The organism is Bacillus sp. FSL P2-0099, assembly GCF_038007445.1.
Taxonomy (GTDB): domain Bacteria; phylum Bacillota; class Bacilli; order Bacillales; family Bacillaceae_G; genus Bacillus_A; species Bacillus_A mycoides.
Map to the genome: position 1 here is coordinate 2157447 of NZ_JBBOXE010000001.1, position 20657 is coordinate 2178103.

Sequence of the window (20657 nt, forward strand, 5' to 3'; positions counted from 1 at the left end):
CTTTATCAAACTTCTGAATGAAATGCATGGCTGAGTAGTTGCAAATATTTATTATAAATAGAAGGGGTGGAGTACTTGCAAGAAGTTGCTGAGTTTCGTATGCCGAAGTCTGTATTATATGGAAGAAATTCGTTTGAAAAACTAGGGGATCAATCAAGAAAGTTAGGGAAAAGGGCTTTTATTGTCAGTGATACAATTATGGAGAGTTTCGGTTATGTTAAAAGATGTGTGGATCACTTAAATGCGAAAGGGATTACTGTTATTACGTACAATGAAGTAAACACTGAGCCTACAAATTTACACGTATTGGAAGCGTTATCTATTTGTAAAGAAGGAAAATGCGATTTTATCATAGGTATTGGAGGAGGAAGCTGTATTGATGCTGCGAAAGCAGTAGCAGTGTTATATACAAATGGTGGAGAAATTGAAGATTACGTCCAAAAGGATATAGAAATAGAATACAATCCACTACCGCTAATCGCAATCCCTACGACTTCTGGTACTGGATCGGAAGTAACAAGTGTAGCAGTAATTACAAATAAAAAAACAGATGTGAAAATGATGATAAAACATCCAAGCTTTATCCCTCATGTTGCTATAATAGACCCGATTTTTACAAGTTCGGTACCACCTCATATTACTGCAGCAACGGGAGTAGATGCATTATGCCATGCAATTGAAGCTTATATTTCTAAAGTTTCACAACCTCTTACAGATGTTCTTGCTCTTTCAGCTATTGAAAGCATTATGAAATATTTACGTATCGCATATGAAGATGGAGATAATATGGAAGCAAGGGAAGCAATGATGATTGCTTCATTACAAGCTGGGATTGCTTTTTCAAATGCATCTGTTACATTAGTGCATGGTATGTCCCGTCCAGTGGGAGCATTATTCCATGTACCACATGGAATATCGAATGCAATACTATTACCTACAGTTTTAGAGTTTACAAAAATGAGTGCAATAAAAAGGTTAGCAGAAGTAGGACGTAGCTTAAACAAAGATTTGTATTCTCATTCTGATGAAGAAGTAGCGAACTACACGATTGCTGAAATTAAGAAACTTTGTTTTGATCTTCGTATTCCTAATTTAAGAGAATACGGAATTGACGAAGTTGAATTTGAAAATGCTATTTCTAAAATGGCGAAAGATGCAATTGCAAGTGGTAGCCCAGGAAATAATCCACGAGTTCCTTCTTATGATGAAATCAAACAGTTGTATCGAGATTGTTTTAATTATCAATATGAAGATTCTATAAAAATATCAGGGCTTTAATTTCAGAATATTATAATAAAATTTCCTTGGAAATAGTTAAAACAAGACTTTATATTATAAATTTAAAGTCTTGTTTTATTGTGTATAATATACATAATAAAATATTGTTATTAGTTTTATAAAAATAGTTTAGGTAGGTGTTTTACTATGAAAACGATAGGTCTTATAGGTGGTATGAGTTGGGAATCAACTTCTGAATACTATCGAATTTTAAATGAAGAAATAAAAAGTAGATTAGGTGGACTACATTCAGCAAAATGTCTGATTAATAGTGTGAATTTTGAAGAGATTGAACGATTCCAGTCTAGCGGAGATTGGGAGGGAGCAGGAGAAGTATTAGGGAATACGGCGTATTCATTGCAGAAAGGAGGAGCAGACTTTATAATCATTTGCACAAATACAATGCATAAAGTAGTTGAGAAAATAAAGGAGAATATTAACATTCCAGTATTACATATTGCGGATGCAACTGCAAAAGAAATAAATAGAAAAGGTATTCAATCGGTTGGTCTGCTTGGAACAAAATATACGATGGAGCAAGATTTCTATAAATCACGTATAGAAGAGAATGATATAAAAGTAATAGTACCATTAGGAAAAGATAGAGAAAAAATAAATGAAGTAATATACAAAGAATTATGTTTAGGAAAGATAACATCTCAATCTAGAGAGTATTATAAAAGAGTTATAGAAGAGTTAGTGCAAAAAGGAGCGCAAGGAATAATATTAGGGTGTACAGAAATAGGGTTATTAATAAAGCAGGAAGACATATCAGTTCCGATATTTGATACAACGCATATACATGCGATTGAAGCAGTCAATTTCGCTTTAGATAATAGATTGTAATTATATTATGTAAACTTAACTCATTTGTCTGGAAAACATTCAGAAAATATTTTATAATGTAAGTGGTTACATTTAAGGGGGAATGCGGATGTTTTCAGTTCAGCCAATCGCATTTGTACATAATGAAAGAAAGGAAATAAAAGATGATGAGTGGGGAGAAGTAAGATCCTATATTACTTTAACTGATATGTATACAGAGGAAAGTATACAAGGGATTGAAGATTTTTCTCATATTGAAGTTGTCTTTTATTTTCATAAAGTAACTGATGAACAAATTCAATATTTTGCTAGACATCCTAGAAATAATAATGATTATCCTAAAGTAGGTATTTTTGCACAGCGCGGGAAAAATCGTCCGAATCGCATAGGAGCTACAATTGTAAAGGTAATCAAAAGAGAAGGTAAATCAATTATTGTTGAGGGGTTAGATGCTATTGATGGCACCCCTATATTGGATATAAAGCCGATAATGAAAGAGTTTATGCCGAAAGAAGAAATTCTACAGCCTAAATGGGTAACGGATATTATGAAACAATATTGGAAGGGGAATAAAACAAAATGAGAATATATGAGGCAACAATTGCAGATTTAGATGGACTAGCATCTGTTTTTAATAACTATCGCGTATTTTATCGACAAGATTCCGATATTGAAGGAGCAAAAGTATTTTTACGAAATCGAATCGAGAGAAAAGAATCCATTATTTTCGTGGCAGTTGAAGATGGAGAATATATCGGATTCACGCAACTATACCCATCATTTTCTTCTATTTCGATGAAAGAGTTATGGATTTTAAATGATCTGTTTGTACAAAAGGCGAAGCGCGGAGCCGGAACAGGTAAAAAATTGTTAGAAGCTGCTAAAGAATTCGCCTTAGAAAATGGCGCAAAAGGTGTGAAATTACAAACAGAGATTGATAATTTATCAGCTCAGCGATTATACGCTGAAAATGGATACTTGAGAGATAATCGTTATTTCCATTATGAATTAACTTTTTGAAATATATATAGTTAAATGAGACGTTTTCAATGTGAAGACGTCTCATTTAATTTTTTTATTGATGATTTAAAATCCAGTTTGTAGCGTCTTCAAAGTTTTCTGCGATGTAATTTGGTTCAATATGTGCCCATTTATCTCGGAACGTATGTAAAGCATCATATCCAGCGCCAGTTTGAACTAATATAGTCGTTGCATTTACTTTTGCCCCAGCAACAATATCTGTCCAGCGATCACCGATTACAGCGCATTTTGTTAAATCAAGCCCATGTTTTTCCGCTGCTTGCAGGAGCATACCTGTGCTCGGTTTGCGGCATTCACATCCGCCACCATGTTTATGGGGACATAGATAAATATCATCAAAACCAAACCTTTTTAATTCTTGCACAAAATCATTCGTGGTTGCTTTTCCATCCGCGATACCTGGTTGATTCGTAAAAGAGAATAGTTTAATATTTTGAGCTTTTAACTTTTTTAAAGATTCCTTTGTAAAAGGAAATAACGTGAAAGAACCTGGATAATGTATTGTAGTATCACCGCCAATTGTTCCGTCACGATCAATGAATATTGCTTCAATGTTTGTCATAGTTATAGTCCTTTCAATTTAAATTAAAATCCACAAACATTAAGTATTCTCTTGAAATATGCTTTTTCCTGCTACAGAAATAAATATATCAGAAGTGATATAAATACTATATTAAGAGGGATATGTTATCATTTTCCTTGATTGTAATGTAAATGGAAAGAAGGTAAGTATTATGTTAGAGGTGAATATCCGCTCAGCCGGATATGAAATTGGTGAAAAGACAGTTCATGATATTGCATTTGCAATTGAAAAAGGAGAGTTAGTGGCTCTTATTGGTGCAAATGGCGCAGGAAAGAGTACGACAATTAAGTCGATACTCGGTTTGCTTGTCAATATGGATGGTGAAATCTCGTTTGGTGAAAAGAAAAATCCATATGCATATGTACCGGAGCATCCCACTTATTATGATTATTTAACTTTATGGGAGCATATTGAATTGTTAATGGCTGCCCGTGGAAATGAAGAGGGAAATTGGGAGGACAAAGCAAGGGAATTATTACATACGTTTCGAATGGAAAAACATATACACGAATACATATCAAAATTTTTAAAAGGTATGAAACAAAAATCGATGCTAATATTAGCATTTTTAACAGAGCCAGATTTTTATATTATTGATGAGCCTTTTATCGGTTTAGATCCAGTAGCCACGAAAGACTTTTTGAATTATTTATATAAAGAAAAAGAGCGAGGAGCAGGTATATTACTTTGTACGCACGTGCTGGATACAGCTGAAAGAATTTGTGAAAGATTTTTACTCATTTCGCAAGGTACATTAGTAGCAGATGGGCATTTAGAGGCGATCCAATCGTTAGCAGAAATGCCAGGAAGTACACTGTTAGATTGTTTCGATGCAATTGTAAGGCGGGAACAACATGATTAAACAACAGTTTAATAAAAGGTTACGTCATGAATTGCAAAGAAAATGGAAAGCGATTCGTTCTGTAACAGATTGGACAGTAGCATTATATATTATTATTCCAGCACTTATATTTGCCGGGATCTATTATCGTTCACTATGGATGAAAGAATTATCGATGGAAGAGACCATTTATTTTGGGTTAGGTTTACTCGCGTTTTATTTTGTCACATTTTCAAGAGGAGTTCGCTCATTTTTTGAACAAGCAGATAGTTTATTTTTAATTTCGTACCCAAATCATATGCGAAAATTAATGAAGCTTGGCATTATATATACGTTAATTCGGATTGCAATAACGAACGCAATTGTAGTATTCATTATGCTGCCTATATTGATGAAAAGTATGGGAGCGACAATTATACAAATCGTACTGTTCTGGATGTTCTTTACTGTTTTTCGATTTATGCTATCGTTGTTGACGAGATTCATAAATGTACGTGTGGGGAAACGATGGGTTTTATTGATTATAAAAGATGTTATATTTTCTTTAAGTTTAGTCTATTTTGGAATCAGTGTATTTTTCATTTTTAAAAATCCATTGTATTTCATATTATTTACCGGCCTAGTAGCTGTACTTACTGTAGTCTTAGTAAAAGAAAAGATGAATTATAAAAATTTCTTTTTTAAAGAAGTTGAGAAAGAAAAAGAAGAAAGTATGCGCTGGACTGTAGGGATTATGCAAGTTGGTGGTCGTGCAGCTAAACCAAGTAGTTCGAATAAAAAACCGTGGATGTTCCCTCGGTCTAAAAAGATATTAGGAAAAAATTCTGATTCGCGTATTGTAGAAGCTTTTTTAAAAGAATTTTTGCGTACAAGTAGTGCTTTAATATTTTATGTTCAAATTGTATGTATAAGTACTGTAAGTATTATCGTGACTCCGCAGTGGATAACAGCTATTATTCTTGTATTTGCTATAGTTGCTATTTCTCGCTATGCGCGTGATTATTGGAATGAATTTACGAAGAAAATGTTTCTACATTTATATTGTGATGAAGGAGAATTACTATTATTAAGGTGGAAGGCGGATCGTTATTTGCTCCTTCCAGTCGTATTCATATACGGGACGGTCAGCCTTTCTCAGTTTTATTTATTACCAGCAGTAATTATTGGAGTTATTTTTATAGTATTCATTGGTTGGATTGTATTTTTACCATAGAAAAAGAGCCGGAAGCGGCTCTTTTTCTAGTCTGTAACACACTGGTAAATAAAATATACTAAAAGGAGTATGCTTGCGGCGGAGTACACGACATCTAAAGTCATCTGATTGCCCCCTCATTGTTGTTGTATTTATAGTGTATGAAATCTTACAATTTCATATTCAAGTGAAAAATATGTGAACGTTAACAAAATTGTAAAGTGCAAAAATTACAATCATTTTGTATAATAGAAGAAACAACCGTTATATAAAATATAATGAGTGAAAGGGGAGGGAACATAAATGCCAAATTGGTTTAGAAAAACCTTAGTCGCATTAATTACCGTATTTACGTTTGGTTTAGTGACGCCTCCTTCCATATTACTTGATAATGCCAAAGCTGCGGACAAGCCTACGAGCACAGCTGGGCAACAAAATTTGGAGAGTACGTCCTATACATATGAAGAAACAAATGATAGGTTAACCACCGATACTTTTGTTAACTATGCGATGCAAGAAGCAGAGAAGCAATCTATGCAAAAATTCGGCTCTAAAATTGGGCCTGTAATTGAAGATGAATTTAAAGATGTTGTATTACCTAAAATTGAAGAGGCAATTGCGGAACTTGCAAATGATGTGCCAGAAGAATCGTTACAATCATTAGCGATTTCTCAAAGACCGGCTGGCGGAAATAATGAAAAGATTTTTCATGTTTATGACACGAAATCAGGAAATGACTTACTGCGATTTCATGTGAGGAGAGATCATCCACCGCAAGATGGATATTATTTTAATTTCCACTATCATCGTTTTGATGATGGATATTCAGGACACCATGAGTTAGGAAATATTTATTGGAATACGAATGTACCGCCGAAATGGTTGTCTTAAAAAGGACGAGAGAAAATCTTGTTCTTTTTTTCTTTATGAAAGGATACGACATTTATGTTGTTGAATAACATATGTTTATGAAAAAAGAAAAAAGGGAGTATGGGGATGCAAAAATATATCGTTTTTGACTTTGATGGCACATTAGTAGATTCACAAAATATATTTGTACCAATTTATAATCAACTTGCTGAAAAGCATGGATATAAGACAGTTAGTGAGGAAGAAATTGAGCCTTTACGAAAATTGACTATTTCTGAAAGATGTAAAAAACTCGATGTACCACTTTATAAACTTCCTATATTGGCGTTAGAGTTTTATAAATTATATCAACCTGCCATAAAAGATCTCGTTTTATTCCATGGGATGAAGGATGTATTAGATGAATTACATAAAAAAGGCTACGGGATTGCGGTTATATCTTCGAACTCAGAAGAGCATATTAGGGCATTTTTACATAGTAATGGCATAGAAAATATTCAAGAAGTGTATTGTTCTAAAAATTTGTTTGGTAAAGATAAAATGATTAAAAGATTTTTAAAGTCGAAAAAGCTAACAGAACAAGATATGTTATACGTTGGTGATGAACAGCGAGACGTAGCAGCGTGTAAAAAGGCTGGTGTGAATGTAATTTGGGTATCTTGGGGATATGATGTCATTGAAACAGTAGAAAAAGATGAACCAGATTTTATGGTCAATACACCGATGGAAATTGTACAAGTTGTACAGGGCGCACATTCTTAATATGAATATACTTCGATAAGGTATTCATCATATTGAATTTGGGATAGCGAATTTAGATGAGTCTATTACTTTTTATAATCCGAATGGATTTATTATAGAAGTAGCGTATACACCAAATGTAGAAATGTAAGGGGAATAAACATGAAGACAATTACAGCACGGCAAAGCAATATACAAATAGTAAAAGATGCAGCAAATATTGAAGAAATCTCTAAAGGTTTCTCTCCTGATAAAAAATATATCATTACGACTATTGAAGATGAAAAGTATTTGTTACGGACAGGCGATATAAAAGAGTATGAAAGAAAGAAAATAGAGTTTCAAATTTTAAATGAAATGCAAAACCGTAGTGTGCGAGCGCAAAAACCAATTGAAATGGGTTTATTGGCAGAAGAAGGTTTATGCTATGGCATTTTTTCATATGTAGAAGGGGAAGATGCGAAGAAGCTATTGCCTACGTATTCACCAAAAGAACAATATAATATTGGTATAGAGGCAGGAAAAGATTTAGCAAAAATACATACATATGAAGCTCCTAAGGATATACTTCCATGGTATGAAAGAGCAATGAAAAAACACCGGAAATATTTAGAGGCATATAAAACATGTGGAATAAAAATAAAAAATGATGATAAAATCATAAAGTTTATAGATGATAATGAAATGTATTTACAAAACCGCCCAAATCGATTTCAACACGATGATTTTCATTTAGAAAATATAATTGTGCGGGATGGGAAATATGTAGGTGTTGTTGATTTTAATGGATACGACTGGGGCGATCCACTTCATGATTTCGTGAAAATTGCACTATTTGCAAGGGACATTAGTATTCCGTATTCAATTGGACAAATAGAAGGATACTTTAATGGTAGAATACCAGAGGAGTTTTGGAAATTATATGCGGTGTACGTTGGCATGACAGTTTTCTCATCAGTTGTCTGGTCCTTACGAGCAGCACCGCATATGTTAGATGATACGTTAGAACGTCTTACTATAGTTTTAGCGGATCATAAAAACTTTGAGCTATTAAAGCCAATTTGGTTTCAACCAGAAAAGATTGATATGAAATAGAAAAGGTGGGTGTGATTCACACCTACCTTTATTTTTTATCATTCTTCGTTTTGAAGCAGTTGTAATGCTAACTTTAAATCTACATCTTCTTGTATATGTTCCGAAGTCCACGGGATATGTATATGTGGTTGTATACCAATTCCGGACATTCCTTCGCCTTTATCTATAATAGAAAGCCGTGAAGTAGGGTAGTAAAGAGCAAATGTATCAGCCCATTCCATTACTGCTAAATTAGAATAATCATTTAAACCAGCAGTAGGATCGTCCCATCCTTTTTTATCAATACAACCGGAATAATCGTGATGAGTAATCGAAACAATTTCTTTTCAAATTTCTGTGTACATAGCTTTTCCACTTTATAATTTAATTAGTTGAATAATAGAATTCTGTATCCTTTACGTATTATCCTTTTTTTGGATGAAGAATTTAAAGGGAAATAGAGGGAAGTGTTGTCATCCCTCTGTTTAAAAAATTATTTAATTTTCTTAAATGCAAGCGGCTGAGTACTTAACATAGCTGGTACATGTAACTGAAGGGATGGGAATTCACCGCTCACACTCATTTCATAAGCGAATAATAAACTCATTTTCATTTGGAATAACTCAACTTCTGCGGAGAAGATGTCGTAATGATGATGCCCTAATTGAATATCCATCTCCATAAATTGTACATTTAACGAATCATCTCGCTTGTATATTTGTAATGTTCCGTATGCAGGATGTTCAAAAGTACCAGTATAATCCTCTAACTTGTGAGAAGGTGTAGTTCCTTTAATTTGTTCAGGAAGTGATTCAGTTGCTTCTTTCATCATTTCCTTCATTTTTTCAGTATCTTCTACAGCACGTTTATGCCAATCAATGGATTCTAATTCAAGTAGTTCATCATAAATTTGATTAGCGAGATAAGTAGGAAGTAATGTGCCTCCAGCATTTGTTAAAATGACAAGGCCTATGTTTTCATTTGGTATGAATGAAACGAGCGCTGAAAATCCATCAATATTACCGCCATGATGAACCACCTTATTACCACGATAAGCGCTAATAAACCAACCAAGTCCGTAACTATTTAATGGAGATTCGGGAAGTGATAAAATCGGTTGATCTGGAATTGACTTGTGTGGTGTATACATTTGTTGTAATAATTCAGAGGAGATTAATTCATGATCTCCAAATTTTCCTTCGTTTAAGTGAAGAAGTACCCAATTTGCCATATCTTCAATTGTAGAATTAATACATCCAGCAGCGCCGACTGTATCGATGTTACGGAATGGAACTTCTTTTATTTCACCTTCATTTTCAATGTAAGGTAAAGCATAATCATCTGTAGTTTGTGAATCTGTAACAGAGAAATTTGTATGTCTCATATTTAAAGGTTCTAAAATATGTTCTGTAGCGTATTGCTCCCACGTTTGATTTGTAATGTTTTCAACAATGTAGCTAATTGTTGCATACATTAAGTTGTTATAAAGAAATGCTGTGCGGAACGGTGCATCAAGTTGTAAATGTTTTATTTTTTCAACGAGATCTTTTCGAGATAAGGAAGAGCTGTACCAAAGAGCCTCATGACGACTTACCCCAGTACGATGGGAAGCCAAATCTCGTCCTGTAACTTGTGAGCTAGCAAGTAGTTCAGATAAAGAGAAGTTAGGTATATAAGACTGGACAGGAGTATCCCAATTAAACTTTTTTTGCTGTGCCAACAAGCTTAATGAAAGTGTGCCAAAAGCTTTCGTTGAGGAACCGATTGCGAACCGAGTACTCGGTGTAACAGGTTCTTTTGTTTCTATATTTCGATATCCGAAACCTTCTGAAAGAATAACTTCACCATCTTTTATAACAGCTATAGCAGCACCAGGAACGTTTAAATCCTTCATTATTTTTTCAACCGTTGTTTGTAACGAAGTCATAACAGGAGTTTCAATTTTAGACATACTTCTAACCTCCAAATATAAATTTTGTTCTTCCGCACTATACTTTCGGTAACAGAAAATGAAAACCTTTTTAATTATGGAAAGTTAATAATTTTGTAAGAATTACTGAAATAATTTTTATTTATCAAGATTATTAAATTTATTGTTTTTCATGTTATGATAAATTTCATATAAGATTGAAAGAAGGTTTTCCTACATATGAAACATGCTGAATATGAATACTTAAATTTATGCCGCCATGTAATGGAGCATGGTACGAAGAAAGAAGATCGTACAGGGACAGGCACTGTATCTGTATTTGGATATCAAATGCGTTTTGATCTAAGTAATGGTTTTCCTTTATTAACGACAAAGAGAGTGCCGTTTCGCCTTGTAGCAAGTGAACTGCTTTGGTTTATGAAAGGTGATACAAATATTCGTTATTTATTGCAGCATAATAATAATATTTGGAATGAATGGGCATTTAAGAGCTGGGTAGAAAGCGATGAGTATACTGGCCCTGATATGACAGATTTCGGTCTCCGCTCACAACAAGATGAGGAATTTAAGAAGCAATACGATGAGCAAATGGAATTGTTTAAAAAGAACGTTTTAGAAGATGATGATTTCTCGAATAAATATGGTTATTTAGGAGATGTATACGGAAAGCAGTGGCGTGCCTGGAAAACGACAGCTGGTGAGACGCTTGATCAATTAAAAGATGTAATTGAAATGATTAAAAAAACGCCAGACTCCCGTCGCTTAATTGTTTCTGCCTGGAATCCTGAAGATGTACCAAGTATGGCATTACCACCTTGTCATACGCTATTCCAGTTTTATGTAGCGGATGGCAAACTTTCTTGTCAGTTATATCAAAGAAGTGGTGACATATTCCTTGGAATTCCATTTAACATTGCAAGTTACTCATTACTAACACATTTAATCGCACATGAATGTGGTCTTGAAGTGGGAGAATTTGTTCATACAATTGGAGATGCACACATTTATACGAATCATTTTGAACAAGTAGAAAAGCAATTGGCACGTGAACCACGTCCATTCCCGAAACTTACATTAAATCCAGATGTGAAATCTGTGTTTGATTTTGAAATGGAAGATTTAACGATTGAAGGATATGATCCACACCCAGCAATTAAAGCACCGGTTGCAGTATAATTGTAGAGGAGATGAAAAAATGATTGTTTCATTTATGGTCGCAATGGACGAGAATAGAGTAATTGGTAAAGATAATAACTTACCTTGGCGTTTACCGAGTGAATTACAGTATGTAAAGAAAACGACGATGGGTCACCCACTTATTATGGGGAGAAAGAACTATGAAGCAATTGGTAGACCATTGCCTGGAAGACGTAATATTATTGTAACTCGTAATGAAGGGTATCGTGTTGAAGGTTGTGAAGTAGCACATTCTGTAGAAGAAGTGTTTGAACTATGCAAAAATGAAGAGGAAATCTTTATTTTCGGCGGAGCACAAATTTATGATCTCTTTTTACCTTACGTAGACAAGTTATATATAACAAAAATCCATCATGCATTTGAAGGAGATACATTCTTCCCAGAAATGGATATGACAAATTGGAAAGAAGTTTTTGTTGAAAAAGGTTTAACGGATGAAAAGAATCCGTATACGTACTATTATCATGTATATGAGAAGCAACAATAATAAGAAGGATTGATGTGAAATTCACATCAATCTTTTTATTTGTATTCATTAATATAAGTTTATAGATGATATTAAATAGTGCTATAATGAAATCTAGCATGTAAAAATGCTGAAATTTTCAAAAGTATTCATATAGAAAGAGGAGGAGAATCGATTGAAAAAGATATGGGGGATTCTTTTTCTTTGCTTAACGTTCATGTTAGTTGGATGCGGTAAAGAAGAAAAACCACAAGAAGCGTTTGATACATATACAAAAGCATGGAATAAACAAAAATTTGCAGAAATGTATGATCAATTATCAGAAAAGGCAAAAAAAGATATTTCAAAGAAAGAGTTCACTGAGAAATATGAAAAAATTTATTCTGGCATTGAAGTGAAAAACTTAAAAGTAGAAGCAGGAGAAGTAAAAGAAGATAAAAAAGATGAAGGTCCTGTTCCTTTTAAAGTAAGTATGGATACAGTTGGTGGTAATATCTCTTTTGGCCATGAAGCAAAAATGGTGAAAGAAAAAGATGGAGATAAAGAATCTTGGAAAATAGATTGGACTCCTGATTTCATTTTCCCTGGCATGACAAAAGATAGTAAAGTGCGTATGCAGGCAACACAACCAAAACGTGGTGAAGTTTACGATCGTAATGGAAAAGGTCTTGCGACGAATGGGAAAGCTTCTGAGATTGGAATTATTCCAGAAAAATTAGATGAAACTGCTCCGCAAACGAAAGAAGCAGTAGCGAAGTTGTTAAATATGTCTGTAGAAGAGATTGATCAAAAACTAGCTGCGAAATGGGTAAAACCAGGGTATCTCGTACCAATTGGAATTTTGCCTGAGGGAGCAACGCAAAATACGTACATCGATTTACCTGGTGTTGCAGCAAAACCTGTAAATGTTCGTACATATCCGTTAGGGGAAGCAGCAGCGCATCTTACTGGTTATATCGGAAAAGTAAATGCAGAAGATTTAAAAACGCTTCAAAAGAAAGGCTATCAAGCCGATGATCCAGTTGGTAAAGCTGGATTAGAGCAAGTATTGGAAGAACAGCTACGCGGGAAAAAAGGTGGCCGTGTCTTCATGGAGGATGCACAAGGAAAAGAAATTAAAAATTTAGCGAAAACAGATGCTGTTGATGGAGAAAATGTAACTTTAACTATCGATAGTGTTGTTCAAGAAAAAACGTATAATGAAATGAAAGGAGAAGCTGGTTCAAGTGCGGCAATTAATCCGAAAAGTGGAGAAACAATTGCTCTTGTAAGTAGTCCAGCTTATAATCCTAATTTAATTGCACGAGGAACATCAAAAGCACAGCGCGAGGCTTGGAATAATGACCCGAAAAAACCGATGACGAATCGATTTACACAATTATCGGTACCAGGTTCTGTATTTAAGCCAATTACAGCTGCAATCGGTCTTGAAACGAAAACAATCGATCCGAAAGAAGAGTTGAAAATTGAAGGATTGAAATGGACGAAAGATTCTTCTTGGGGCAATTATTACGTAACGCGTGTAAAAGATGCAAATCCGATTGATTTTGATAAAGCGATGAAATACTCGGATAATATTTATTTCGCACAAGAAGCTTTGAAAATCGGAAAAGATAAATTTATGGCTGAGGCGAAAAAATTCGGATTTGATGAGAAATTACCAATTGAATACGGATTCCCAGCTTCTAAAATCGCAAATGATGGCATAAAAAATGATATTCAAATGGCAGATACAGGATATGGACAAGGACAAGTCTTAATGACTCCTCTTCATTTAGCTTTAACGTATGCACCGATTGTAAATGATGGAAAGATTCCGTCACCGTATCTTATTAAAACAGATAAACAACCAAAAGTTTGGAAAGAGAACGTGATTTCTAAAGAAAATCAAGATATATTGAAAACGGCTTTAACGAAAGTAATTAATGATCCAGATGGTACTGGGAAAATTGCTAAAATTGATGGTAAGACGCTTGCTGGCAAAACAGGTACAGCGGAATTAAAAGTATCCAAAGAGGCCGAAGGAAAAGAACTAGGCTGGTTCGCTGCATTTGATTTAAATTCACCAGATATGGTCATTACAATGATGATTGAAGATGTAAAAGGTAGAGGCGGAAGTAACATTCCAGCTGAAAAAGTGAAACATGTTTTTCAAAAATAATATGTAATAAAAGGCTATCTCTATAATGTATAGAGATAGCCTTTTTGTATGAGGAATTCTAAATATCTATATACTAAATTTTAAAGGGACAAAATAAATCATTAACTTACGAAAAAAAAGTAGCTATTTTTTATTGACATCAAACATAACTTTTTGTATTATACTTACATAAGGTAAGTTATTTACTTTCCAATTATAAATCTCGAATTAAAGATAAAATGCGTAAAAGGGAGCTAATACAATGACAAAAGTACTATTTATTACAGCAAATCCAAATTCAGCAGAAGGTTCTTTCGGTATGGCAGTAGGAGAAGCTTTCATCGAAGCATATAAAAACGAACATCCACAAGACGAAGTTGTAACAATTGATTTATTCAATACAACTGTACCAGCAATCGATGCAGACGTATTCGCTGCTTGGGGGAAATTTGCAGCAGGCGAAGGATTCGAAACTTTAAGTGAAAATCAGCAACAAAAAGTTGCAGCAATGAACAATAACTTAGAAACATTTATGCATGCAGATCGTTATGTATTCGTGACTCCAATGTGGAACTTCAGCTACCCAGCAGTAGTGAAAGCATACTTAGATAACTTATCAATCGCAGGTAAAACATTCAAATATACTGAAAATGGTCCAGTTGGCTTACTAGAAGGCAAAAAAGCACTTCATATTCAAGCTACAGGCGGCGTTTACTCTGAAGGAGCATACGCATCTATGGACTTCGGTCGCAATCACTTAAATGCGGTATTAGGATTCATGGGTGTATCAGACACTGAATATATTGCAGTTGAAGGAATGAATGCAAATCCTGAAAAAGCACAAGACATTAAAGAAGCAGCAATTGCAAGTGCACGCGAATTAGCAAAACGTTTCTAATATAGAAAACTTCAAAATGTCCAAACACTTGTTGTTTGGACATTTTTTCTTCTTTTTCCTTCGTTTGTCTAGTATAATGAAGGTCGGAATGATAATAGGTGGGGGTTCTGTATGATTCAAACGTTTTTTAAAATCTTTTATTTAATTTTAATCGTAATTGCGATTACACCAAGGTTGTGGCGTATAAAAAGAAAAGCAAATGCGATGTCACCGCAAGAAAAAGATAGTGTTGTGTATAAAACAACAAACTGGTTTGGTAAGAAAATGGTGGGTGTAACTGGATCGACTGTAGAAGTAAAGGGACTTGAAAATGTTCCAAAAGACAAGCCGGTGCTAGTTGTAAGTAATCATCAAAGTAATATGGATATTCCTGTTTTACTAGGTTACTTAAATAAGCCAATTGGATTCGTTTCAAAAGCGGAAATTAAAAAGTTTCCGGTTGTACCAACATGGATGGAACTAATGAATTGTGTGTTCATGGACCGCAGCGATCGCCGTCAATCTCTTAAGGCAATTAAAGATGGAATTGAACTATTAAAGAATGGACATTCTATCGTAATTTTCCCTGAAGGAACGAGAAGTAGGGGTGGCGAAATTGGAGAGTTTAAAGCGGGTAGTTTTCACCTAGCAGTAAAATCTGGTGTAGCAATCTTACCTGTAACGTTAGATGGTACATATAAAATGTTTGAAGCGAATGGAAATCGTATGAAACCAGCTCATGCAACAGTAACGATTTCTAAGCCAATTACACCTGAAGAATATGCAAGTATGGATGCTAAAGAGTTAACCCAGCATACAAAAGATATTATTGCATCTCAATTACATAAGTAATAAAAAAAGTTTCAGCTTAAACAAGCTGAAACTTTTTTTATGCTGCGGGTAAGACATAAAATAGTACGCAGAAAAACATCATTGTACTACCGCCTAGTACGAAGAGATGCCAAATGGCATGATTGAACGGAAGCTTTTCCCAAAGGAAGAATATAGCTCCGACAGAATACAAAATGCCGCCTATTAATAGTAGTGAGAAGCCGTGACCGGTTAAATTTTCATAAAGGGGTTTAATGGCAACGATGATGAGCCAACCCATAATGATATAACATAATGTTGATGTTTTAATAAAGCGACGAACAAAGAAGATTTTGAAAATAATTCCACCAATCGCAAGGGTCCAAATAATTGCGAGTAAAGTCCAACCGAGCGGGCCACGCAGTGTAATGAGTAGAAATGGTGTATACGTGCCGGCAATTAATAAATATATGGCGGAGTGATCTAAAATGGTAAATAACTTTTCTACTTTTGGATGATGGATACTATGTAGCAGTGTAGAAAATAAGTATAGAAGGAACATGCTTACGCCATAAACGGTAAAACCAACAACAGCAGATGCTGTGCCATGTTTGGAAGCATGAATAATTAATATGATTAAGGCAGGGATGCTTAAAATGGCACCGATACCATGGGTAATTGCATTCGCAATTTCTTCTTTTACAAATTGGGTCATTCTTTTAATTTTTTGCGTCATAATGTTAATTCCTTTCACTGTATTGAGATAAGTTATATTTTCCTTAACCATATCATATACAAAAGGAATAGAAAATGACATTCAATTGATTATATTTTCGAATTTTTTTGACAAAAGACAACGGATACATTGACGTTTACGAAATTTTTTGACAAAATGAACTTATGGAATAGTAGGACAAGGAATCTACTTATGAAGGGGATGGGGAAATGTTTTCAAATATTGGCTTTCCAGGGTTAATTTTAATTTTAGTAGCAGTGTTAATTTTATTTGGTCCAAAAAAGTTACCGGAAATTGGGAAAGCTTTAGGGGAAACGTTAAAAGAATTTAAAAAATCAACAAAAGAATTGACTGATGAGGCATTTCAAGAGAAAGAAAAAAATAAATAAAAGAATATGCTGAAGTTTTTCTCGGAATGGATAAATAAAGTGTGGTGAACGAGATGGAAAATCGGGAAATGAGCGTAGTAGAACATATTGTTGAGCTTCGCAAACGAGTAATATATACAGTATTATCCTTTGTATTATTTTTAATTATTGGATTTACTTTTACGAAGGATATTTATTTTTGGCTTGTAAAAGATTTACCAATGAAATTAACTGTTCTCGGTCCAAGTGATGTGTTGTGGATTTTTTTCTCGATTGCTACAGTATTTGCTATCGTTTGTACAATTCCTTTTGCTGCGATACAAATTTGGTTATTTGTAAAACCAGGTTTACATCCCAATGAACAAAAAATGACATTAATGTATATACCGGTATTGTCTATATTATTTATAGCAGGCCTATCTTTCGGTTATTTTATCGTCATGCCATTTTTATTTCATTTCCTAACTACAATTGGTAATGAGATGTTTAATACGATGTTTACAACGGAAAAATATTTTCATTTCGTATTAAATTTAACAGTTCCGTTTGCTGTTATATTTGAATTACCTGTAGTTGTTATGTTTTTAACGAGTATAGGTCTTCTAACGGCAGAGTTTCTTCAGAAAATAAGAAGATATGCTTATGTCGTGTTGATTATAATTGCATCATGTATATCGCCGCCAGATTTTTTATCACATAGTTTAGTAGCGGTACCGCTTATTTGTATTTATGAAATTAGTATCGCTTTATCAAAGATAGTTAGTAAACGAAAACAGAAAAGAGAAGAAGAAATACAGTCGAAAAGTGCCTCGTTATAAAGGCACTTTTTAATTTATTTGTTATACTCTAGCTATAATTGTATACAATATATAGAAGGAAAAAATTATAGAATCTCCAAAATTTAGACAAACTTTTCATTTTTATAAGTTTATACTGAAGTTATCAAGCTATATATGGGTAATAAGACTCCTGTCTCAAAGGATATATAGGACAGGGTTCGAATTAGGTGGATATAAATGAAGTATTAACTTCTAAATGGGGCAGCTTAAGGATATTTTAGTATTCATAGGAAACCTACACTAAAAAACGTGTTAAAGAATAAAGTGGAGGAAGTTCAAAAATCCAACGAAAAAGAGGATTGATATTGTGATTACGAAAAGTTTTTATTTCACTCATGCAACAGGGAATTGTATTAAAATATTTGAAATCCCTGTCCTACAAACACAGCATCCATTAGCGTTTCTAATTCAGTCTCGTCTTCAATTATTTATTGCGAAAATTCAAAAACATAAAAACCCAAGATTCTCGTACTCTTTCCGTGAATATTTACAAAGTTGTTTGAAGTGGAATGATTATTCAAATGTATATAAGACAAATACTCTTGAAAAGAATGCATAATACACAGCAGGGACAGAGTTAGATAGGCTCTGTCTTTTTTATTTTAGGTATAAAAATATAATTAATTTGGTGAAATTCATTCGAAATTGTTGAAAGCATCGGGAATGCTAGTATAATAACAGGGAGAGCGTATTGGAAAGGGAAGAATATAATATGCAAAAAATTAAAATTGTAACAGATTCAACGGCAGATTTATCAAAAGATATAATTGAGAAGTATGATATTCATGTTTTACCATTATCTATTTCTGTAAATGGACAAACATACTTAGATCGTGTAGATTTGCAACCGGATGAATTTATTGAAGAAATGATTAAATCAGAAGAATTACCAAAAACATCACAACCGGCTATGGGTACATTTGTAGAAATGTATGACAAGCTAGGCGAAGATGGAAGTGAAGTACTTTCCATTCATATGACAGGTGGAATGAGCGGTACTGTCGCAACAGCGAATAGCGCTGCATCAATGACAGATACAAAAGTAACAGTTGTTGATTCTCAATTTATTACACATGCTTTAGCATATCAAGTAATTGAAGCGGCAAAAATGGCAAAAGAAGAATGCTCACTAGAAGATATTTTAAAACGTATTGATGAAGTAAGAAAGAATACTCGTTTATATGTTGTCGTAGATACATTAGAAAACTTAGTAAAAGGTGGACGCATCGGTAAAGGTAAGGCACTTATTGGTTCTTTACTTAATATTAAACCAATTGCAAGTTTAGAAGGCGGCGTATATAACCCGGTAACGAAAGTACGTAGCCAAGGGCAGATTGTAAAAACGTTGGCTAAACTATTCGAGGAAGATACTGCTGGAAAAGTGGTGAAAGCTGTTGCGATTCCACATGCTAAAGCAATTCCTTTAGCAGAAAGTGTAAAAGCTGCTGTTGAAAAAGTGAATGGATTCACTCAATCAGAGATTTTCTATACAACACCAGTTATCAGTACTCATACAGGACCAGGAGCAATTGGTTTTATGTATTTAGCAGAGTAATAAAAAAGCTACTTGAAATGAATTTTCAAGTAGCTTTTTTATTATTTCAGGACAGAAAATAAGAAATGAGAAGGGCAATACAGGCGCTACCGCTAATTATATAGCGAGTCTGTAAATAATCTTTCATGGAAAACACCCTTTTCAATTTTTTTAAGTATATGATAAATTACTCGCAAAAATTAGTACAATTATACATGAGAAGTTTCTGTGATTTTTACTGGTTCTTTAACTGGGACAATAGGGCTATAAGTGAAAGTTTGACCTAAAAAGAGAACATGTAGTTGTTCCCACGGTAGCATTCGTAAATTCCAGTTATTTCGTAGTCGTGTTACTGCTTCCCTTGGTGTTTCATCTGCTAAAGCAAAAGTACCGTAGTGCATGGGAATGAAATGTGTAGCTTTTATATCTAGATACGCTTGCACAGCTTCTTCTGGTGAAACGTGAGACACTTTCATAAACCATTCTGGTTCATAGGCACCAATTGGCATAAGTGCAATATCGATTGAAAAACGTTTGCCGATCTCTTTAAATCCTTGGAAATAACCACTATCACCACAAAAATAAATGGTTTCTGAAGAAGTCATATTATCAATGATCCATCCTCCCCAGTGAGAGGTGTTCATATCAAATAATGTTCTTCTCGTCCAGTGCTGGGCAGGTACGAAGTGAAAAGAGACTTCATCAATTGTTGTACTTTCCCACCAGTTGTATTCTTCTACATTGGTGAATTTTTTACGAGTAAATAATTTTTTTAGCCCAATAGGAACAAGGTATAAGGTATCATCATTTAGTTGACGAAGAGATGAAAAGTCTAAATGATCGTAATGACCGTGTGAAATAAGAACGATATCGATTTTAGGTAGTTCTTTTATAGTGAGCCCTGGCTCAGTAAGTCGTGGAACTAACTTTAATTTATTTGCCCATACTGGATCTGTTAAAATATTTAAGCCGTTCGTTTGAATGAGAAAAGTTGAATGACCAATCCATGTGACAGTCGTTTTTTCAAAGTTATTTAGTAGAAATTTACTTTGTTTAACAGGTGATTGTTCTACTAGAAAAGAAAAGTCTTTTTTGTTTTGCTTTCTCTCTTTACGCCAACGTAAGAAGGAGCGAATTGATTTTTTTGTACTTGCATTATCCATATTTTCATAGCGCTTTGCCATGAACATCACCTCATTTAAAATCGTTGTAGTTGTATTGTACCGAAATGTTGTTAAGGAATACAGTGTTTAACATGGATTAATGTTTAAGTAATTGTAAAAAAATAGGGGGATTTATTTACAAATTTAACAAT

At 34.0% G+C, this 20657-nt stretch carries 22 protein-coding genes and 2 pseudogenes; 19 read left to right on the top strand and 5 right to left on the bottom strand.

Going from position 1 to position 20657, the window contains the following annotated elements:
• The first annotated feature begins 75 nt into the window (after positions 1-75).
• The 4 genes from MKY90_RS11060 to MKY90_RS11075 all read left to right on the top strand — a co-directional run bounded on the left by MKY90_RS11060 (position 76) and on the right by MKY90_RS11075 (position 3123).
• Positions 76-1278, top strand: coding sequence for an iron-containing alcohol dehydrogenase (locus MKY90_RS11060; protein ID WP_341091347.1), 1203 nt, complete (start codon positions 76-78; stop codon positions 1276-1278).
• 147 nt (positions 1279-1425) lie between these two features.
• Positions 1426-2124 carry an aspartate/glutamate racemase family protein gene (locus tag MKY90_RS11065; RefSeq protein ID WP_002012596.1) on the top strand — a complete coding sequence of 233 codons (699 nt, stop codon included), beginning with the start codon at positions 1426-1428 and terminating at the stop codon, positions 2122-2124.
• A gap of 88 nt (positions 2125-2212) precedes the next feature.
• Positions 2213-2686: an SAM-dependent methyltransferase gene (locus tag MKY90_RS11070; RefSeq protein ID WP_002085895.1), complete on the top strand. Its 474-nt coding sequence runs from the start codon at positions 2213-2215 to the stop codon at positions 2684-2686.
• Positions 2683-3123, top strand: coding sequence for a GNAT family N-acetyltransferase (locus MKY90_RS11075; RefSeq protein WP_002085894.1), 441 nt, complete (start codon positions 2683-2685; stop codon positions 3121-3123). The genes MKY90_RS11070 and MKY90_RS11075 overlap by 4 nt, the downstream gene beginning before the upstream one ends.
• 55 nt (positions 3124-3178) lie before the next feature.
• On the opposite strand, the gene MKY90_RS11080 is transcribed toward MKY90_RS11075, so the two are convergent.
• Complete coding sequence (locus MKY90_RS11080; RefSeq protein ID WP_098167774.1) at positions 3179-3706, bottom strand: HAD-IIIA family hydrolase; 528 nt, start codon at positions 3704-3706, stop codon at positions 3179-3181.
• Between the two features lie 172 nt (positions 3707-3878).
• On the opposite strand from MKY90_RS11080, the gene MKY90_RS11085 reads away from it, so the two are divergent.
• The 6 genes and pseudogenes from MKY90_RS11085 (at position 3879) to MKY90_RS11110 (ending at position 8466) form a co-directional block, all read left to right on the top strand.
• On the top strand, positions 3879-4589 hold the full coding sequence (locus MKY90_RS11085) for an ABC transporter ATP-binding protein (protein WP_341091349.1): 711 nt from the start codon (positions 3879-3881) through the stop codon (positions 4587-4589).
• A complete protein-coding gene (locus MKY90_RS11090; RefSeq protein WP_341091351.1) occupies positions 4582-5781 on the top strand; it encodes an ABC transporter permease in 1200 nt (399 codons plus the stop codon). The genes MKY90_RS11085 and MKY90_RS11090 overlap by 8 nt, the downstream gene beginning before the upstream one ends.
• Positions 5782-6063: 282 nt before the next feature.
• Positions 6064-6651, top strand: coding sequence for a YpjP family protein (locus MKY90_RS11095; RefSeq protein ID WP_002031682.1), 588 nt, complete (start codon positions 6064-6066; stop codon positions 6649-6651).
• 105 nt (positions 6652-6756) lie between these two features.
• A complete protein-coding gene (locus MKY90_RS11100) occupies positions 6757-7392 on the top strand; it encodes an HAD family hydrolase (RefSeq protein ID WP_176127008.1) in 636 nt (211 codons plus the stop codon).
• 22 nt (positions 7393-7414) lie between these two features.
• Positions 7415-7504 (top strand): annotated as a pseudogene (locus MKY90_RS11105) (aminoglycoside phosphotransferase); the annotation flags it as partial.
• Positions 7505-7533: 29 nt separating this feature from the next.
• Complete coding sequence (locus MKY90_RS11110; RefSeq protein ID WP_063219620.1) at positions 7534-8466, top strand: aminoglycoside phosphotransferase family protein; 933 nt, start codon at positions 7534-7536, stop codon at positions 8464-8466.
• A gap of 38 nt (positions 8467-8504) precedes the next feature.
• Here MKY90_RS11110 and MKY90_RS11115 read toward each other — a convergent pair.
• Positions 8505-8726: pseudogene (locus MKY90_RS11115) on the bottom strand (S41 family peptidase); the annotation flags it as partial.
• Positions 8727-8938: 212 nt separating this feature from the next.
• Entirely contained in the window at positions 8939-10396 is a 1458-nt protein-coding gene (locus MKY90_RS11120) for a serine hydrolase (RefSeq protein WP_078185391.1), read from the bottom strand.
• A gap of 198 nt (positions 10397-10594) precedes the next feature.
• Between MKY90_RS11120 and MKY90_RS11125 the strand changes: the two genes are divergently transcribed.
• The 5 genes from MKY90_RS11125 to MKY90_RS11145 all read left to right on the top strand — a co-directional run bounded on the left by MKY90_RS11125 (position 10595) and on the right by MKY90_RS11145 (position 15907).
• Positions 10595-11551, top strand: coding sequence for a thymidylate synthase (locus tag MKY90_RS11125; RefSeq protein ID WP_002031692.1), 957 nt, complete (start codon positions 10595-10597; stop codon positions 11549-11551).
• Positions 11552-11570: 19 nt separating this feature from the next.
• Entirely contained in the window at positions 11571-12059 is a 489-nt protein-coding gene (locus MKY90_RS11130) for a dihydrofolate reductase (RefSeq protein WP_016102088.1), read from the top strand.
• Between the two features lie 154 nt (positions 12060-12213).
• Entirely contained in the window at positions 12214-14199 is a 1986-nt protein-coding gene (gene pbpC / locus MKY90_RS11135) for a penicillin-binding protein 3 (RefSeq protein ID WP_063219618.1), read from the top strand.
• A 241-nt stretch (positions 14200-14440) separates the two neighbouring features.
• Positions 14441-15076 carry an FMN-dependent NADH-azoreductase gene (locus tag MKY90_RS11140; protein ID WP_002141626.1) on the top strand — a complete coding sequence of 212 codons (636 nt, stop codon included), beginning with the start codon at positions 14441-14443 and terminating at the stop codon, positions 15074-15076.
• 111 nt (positions 15077-15187) lie between these two features.
• Positions 15188-15907: a lysophospholipid acyltransferase family protein gene (locus MKY90_RS11145; protein ID WP_098167771.1), complete on the top strand. Its 720-nt coding sequence runs from the start codon at positions 15188-15190 to the stop codon at positions 15905-15907.
• Positions 15908-15944: 37 nt separating this feature from the next.
• Here MKY90_RS11145 and trhA read toward each other — a convergent pair whose 3' ends face one another.
• Positions 15945-16601: a PAQR family membrane homeostasis protein TrhA gene (gene trhA / locus MKY90_RS11150; protein ID WP_002085872.1), complete on the bottom strand. Its 657-nt coding sequence runs from the start codon at positions 16599-16601 to the stop codon at positions 15945-15947.
• 209 nt (positions 16602-16810) lie between these two features.
• On the opposite strand from trhA, the gene MKY90_RS11155 reads away from it, so the two are divergent.
• The 4 genes from MKY90_RS11155 to MKY90_RS11170 all read left to right on the top strand — a co-directional run bounded on the left by MKY90_RS11155 (position 16811) and on the right by MKY90_RS11170 (position 19363).
• The gene (locus MKY90_RS11155; protein ID WP_002012719.1) at positions 16811-16990 is read left to right on the top strand and encodes a twin-arginine translocase TatA/TatE family subunit; all 180 of its coding nucleotides are present in this window, start codon (positions 16811-16813) and stop codon (positions 16988-16990) included.
• 53 nt (positions 16991-17043) lie between these two features.
• Positions 17044-17787 carry a twin-arginine translocase subunit TatC gene (gene tatC, locus MKY90_RS11160; RefSeq protein ID WP_063219617.1) on the top strand — a complete coding sequence of 248 codons (744 nt, stop codon included), beginning with the start codon at positions 17044-17046 and terminating at the stop codon, positions 17785-17787.
• A 328-nt stretch (positions 17788-18115) separates the two neighbouring features.
• The gene (locus tag MKY90_RS11165; RefSeq protein ID WP_002012715.1) at positions 18116-18367 is read left to right on the top strand and encodes a DUF2535 family protein; all 252 of its coding nucleotides are present in this window, start codon (positions 18116-18118) and stop codon (positions 18365-18367) included.
• Positions 18368-18520: 153 nt separating this feature from the next.
• Complete coding sequence (locus MKY90_RS11170) at positions 18521-19363, top strand: DegV family protein (protein ID WP_033707617.1); 843 nt, start codon at positions 18521-18523, stop codon at positions 19361-19363.
• Positions 19364-19551: 188 nt separating this feature from the next.
• Here MKY90_RS11170 and MKY90_RS11175 read toward each other — a convergent pair whose 3' ends face one another.
• Positions 19552-20526 (bottom strand): MBL fold metallo-hydrolase, encoded by a 975-nt coding sequence (locus MKY90_RS11175; RefSeq protein WP_063219616.1) that lies wholly within the window; start codon positions 20524-20526, stop codon positions 19552-19554.
• Positions 20527-20657: the final 131 nt, after the last annotated feature.

Excerpts from the sequence above, each read along its gene's own strand:
- MKY90_RS11065 (WP_002012596.1), top strand. The coding sequence starts at position 1,426 with ATGAAAACGATAGGTCTTATAGGTGGTATGAGTTGGGAATCAACTTCT.
- MKY90_RS11070 (WP_002085895.1), top strand. The coding sequence starts at position 2,213 with ATGTTTTCAGTTCAGCCAATCGCATTTGTACATAATGAAAGAAAGGAA.
- MKY90_RS11075 (WP_002085894.1), top strand. The coding sequence starts at position 2,683 with ATGAGAATATATGAGGCAACAATTGCAGATTTAGATGGACTAGCATCT.
- MKY90_RS11080 (WP_098167774.1), bottom strand. The coding sequence starts at position 3,706 with ATGACAAACATTGAAGCAATATTCATTGATCGTGACGGAACAATTGGC.
- MKY90_RS11085 (WP_341091349.1), top strand. The coding sequence starts at position 3,879 with ATGTTAGAGGTGAATATCCGCTCAGCCGGATATGAAATTGGTGAAAAG.
- MKY90_RS11090 (WP_341091351.1), top strand. The coding sequence starts at position 4,582 with ATGATTAAACAACAGTTTAATAAAAGGTTACGTCATGAATTGCAAAGA.
- MKY90_RS11095 (WP_002031682.1), top strand. The coding sequence starts at position 6,064 with ATGCCAAATTGGTTTAGAAAAACCTTAGTCGCATTAATTACCGTATTT.
- MKY90_RS11100 (WP_176127008.1), top strand. The coding sequence starts at position 6,757 with ATGCAAAAATATATCGTTTTTGACTTTGATGGCACATTAGTAGATTCA.
- MKY90_RS11110 (WP_063219620.1), top strand. The coding sequence starts at position 7,534 with ATGAAGACAATTACAGCACGGCAAAGCAATATACAAATAGTAAAAGAT.
- MKY90_RS11120 (WP_078185391.1), bottom strand. The coding sequence starts at position 10,396 with ATGTCTAAAATTGAAACTCCTGTTATGACTTCGTTACAAACAACGGTT.
- MKY90_RS11125 (WP_002031692.1), top strand. The coding sequence starts at position 10,595 with ATGAAACATGCTGAATATGAATACTTAAATTTATGCCGCCATGTAATG.
- MKY90_RS11130 (WP_016102088.1), top strand. The coding sequence starts at position 11,571 with ATGATTGTTTCATTTATGGTCGCAATGGACGAGAATAGAGTAATTGGT.
- MKY90_RS11140 (WP_002141626.1), top strand. The coding sequence starts at position 14,441 with ATGACAAAAGTACTATTTATTACAGCAAATCCAAATTCAGCAGAAGGT.
- MKY90_RS11145 (WP_098167771.1), top strand. The coding sequence starts at position 15,188 with ATGATTCAAACGTTTTTTAAAATCTTTTATTTAATTTTAATCGTAATT.
- trhA (WP_002085872.1), bottom strand. The coding sequence starts at position 16,601 with ATGACGCAAAAAATTAAAAGAATGACCCAATTTGTAAAAGAAGAAATT.
- MKY90_RS11155 (WP_002012719.1), top strand. The coding sequence starts at position 16,811 with ATGTTTTCAAATATTGGCTTTCCAGGGTTAATTTTAATTTTAGTAGCA.
- tatC (WP_063219617.1), top strand. The coding sequence starts at position 17,044 with ATGGAAAATCGGGAAATGAGCGTAGTAGAACATATTGTTGAGCTTCGC.
- MKY90_RS11170 (WP_033707617.1), top strand. The coding sequence starts at position 18,521 with ATGCAAAAAATTAAAATTGTAACAGATTCAACGGCAGATTTATCAAAA.
- MKY90_RS11175 (WP_063219616.1), bottom strand. The coding sequence starts at position 20,526 with ATGGCAAAGCGCTATGAAAATATGGATAATGCAAGTACAAAAAAATCA.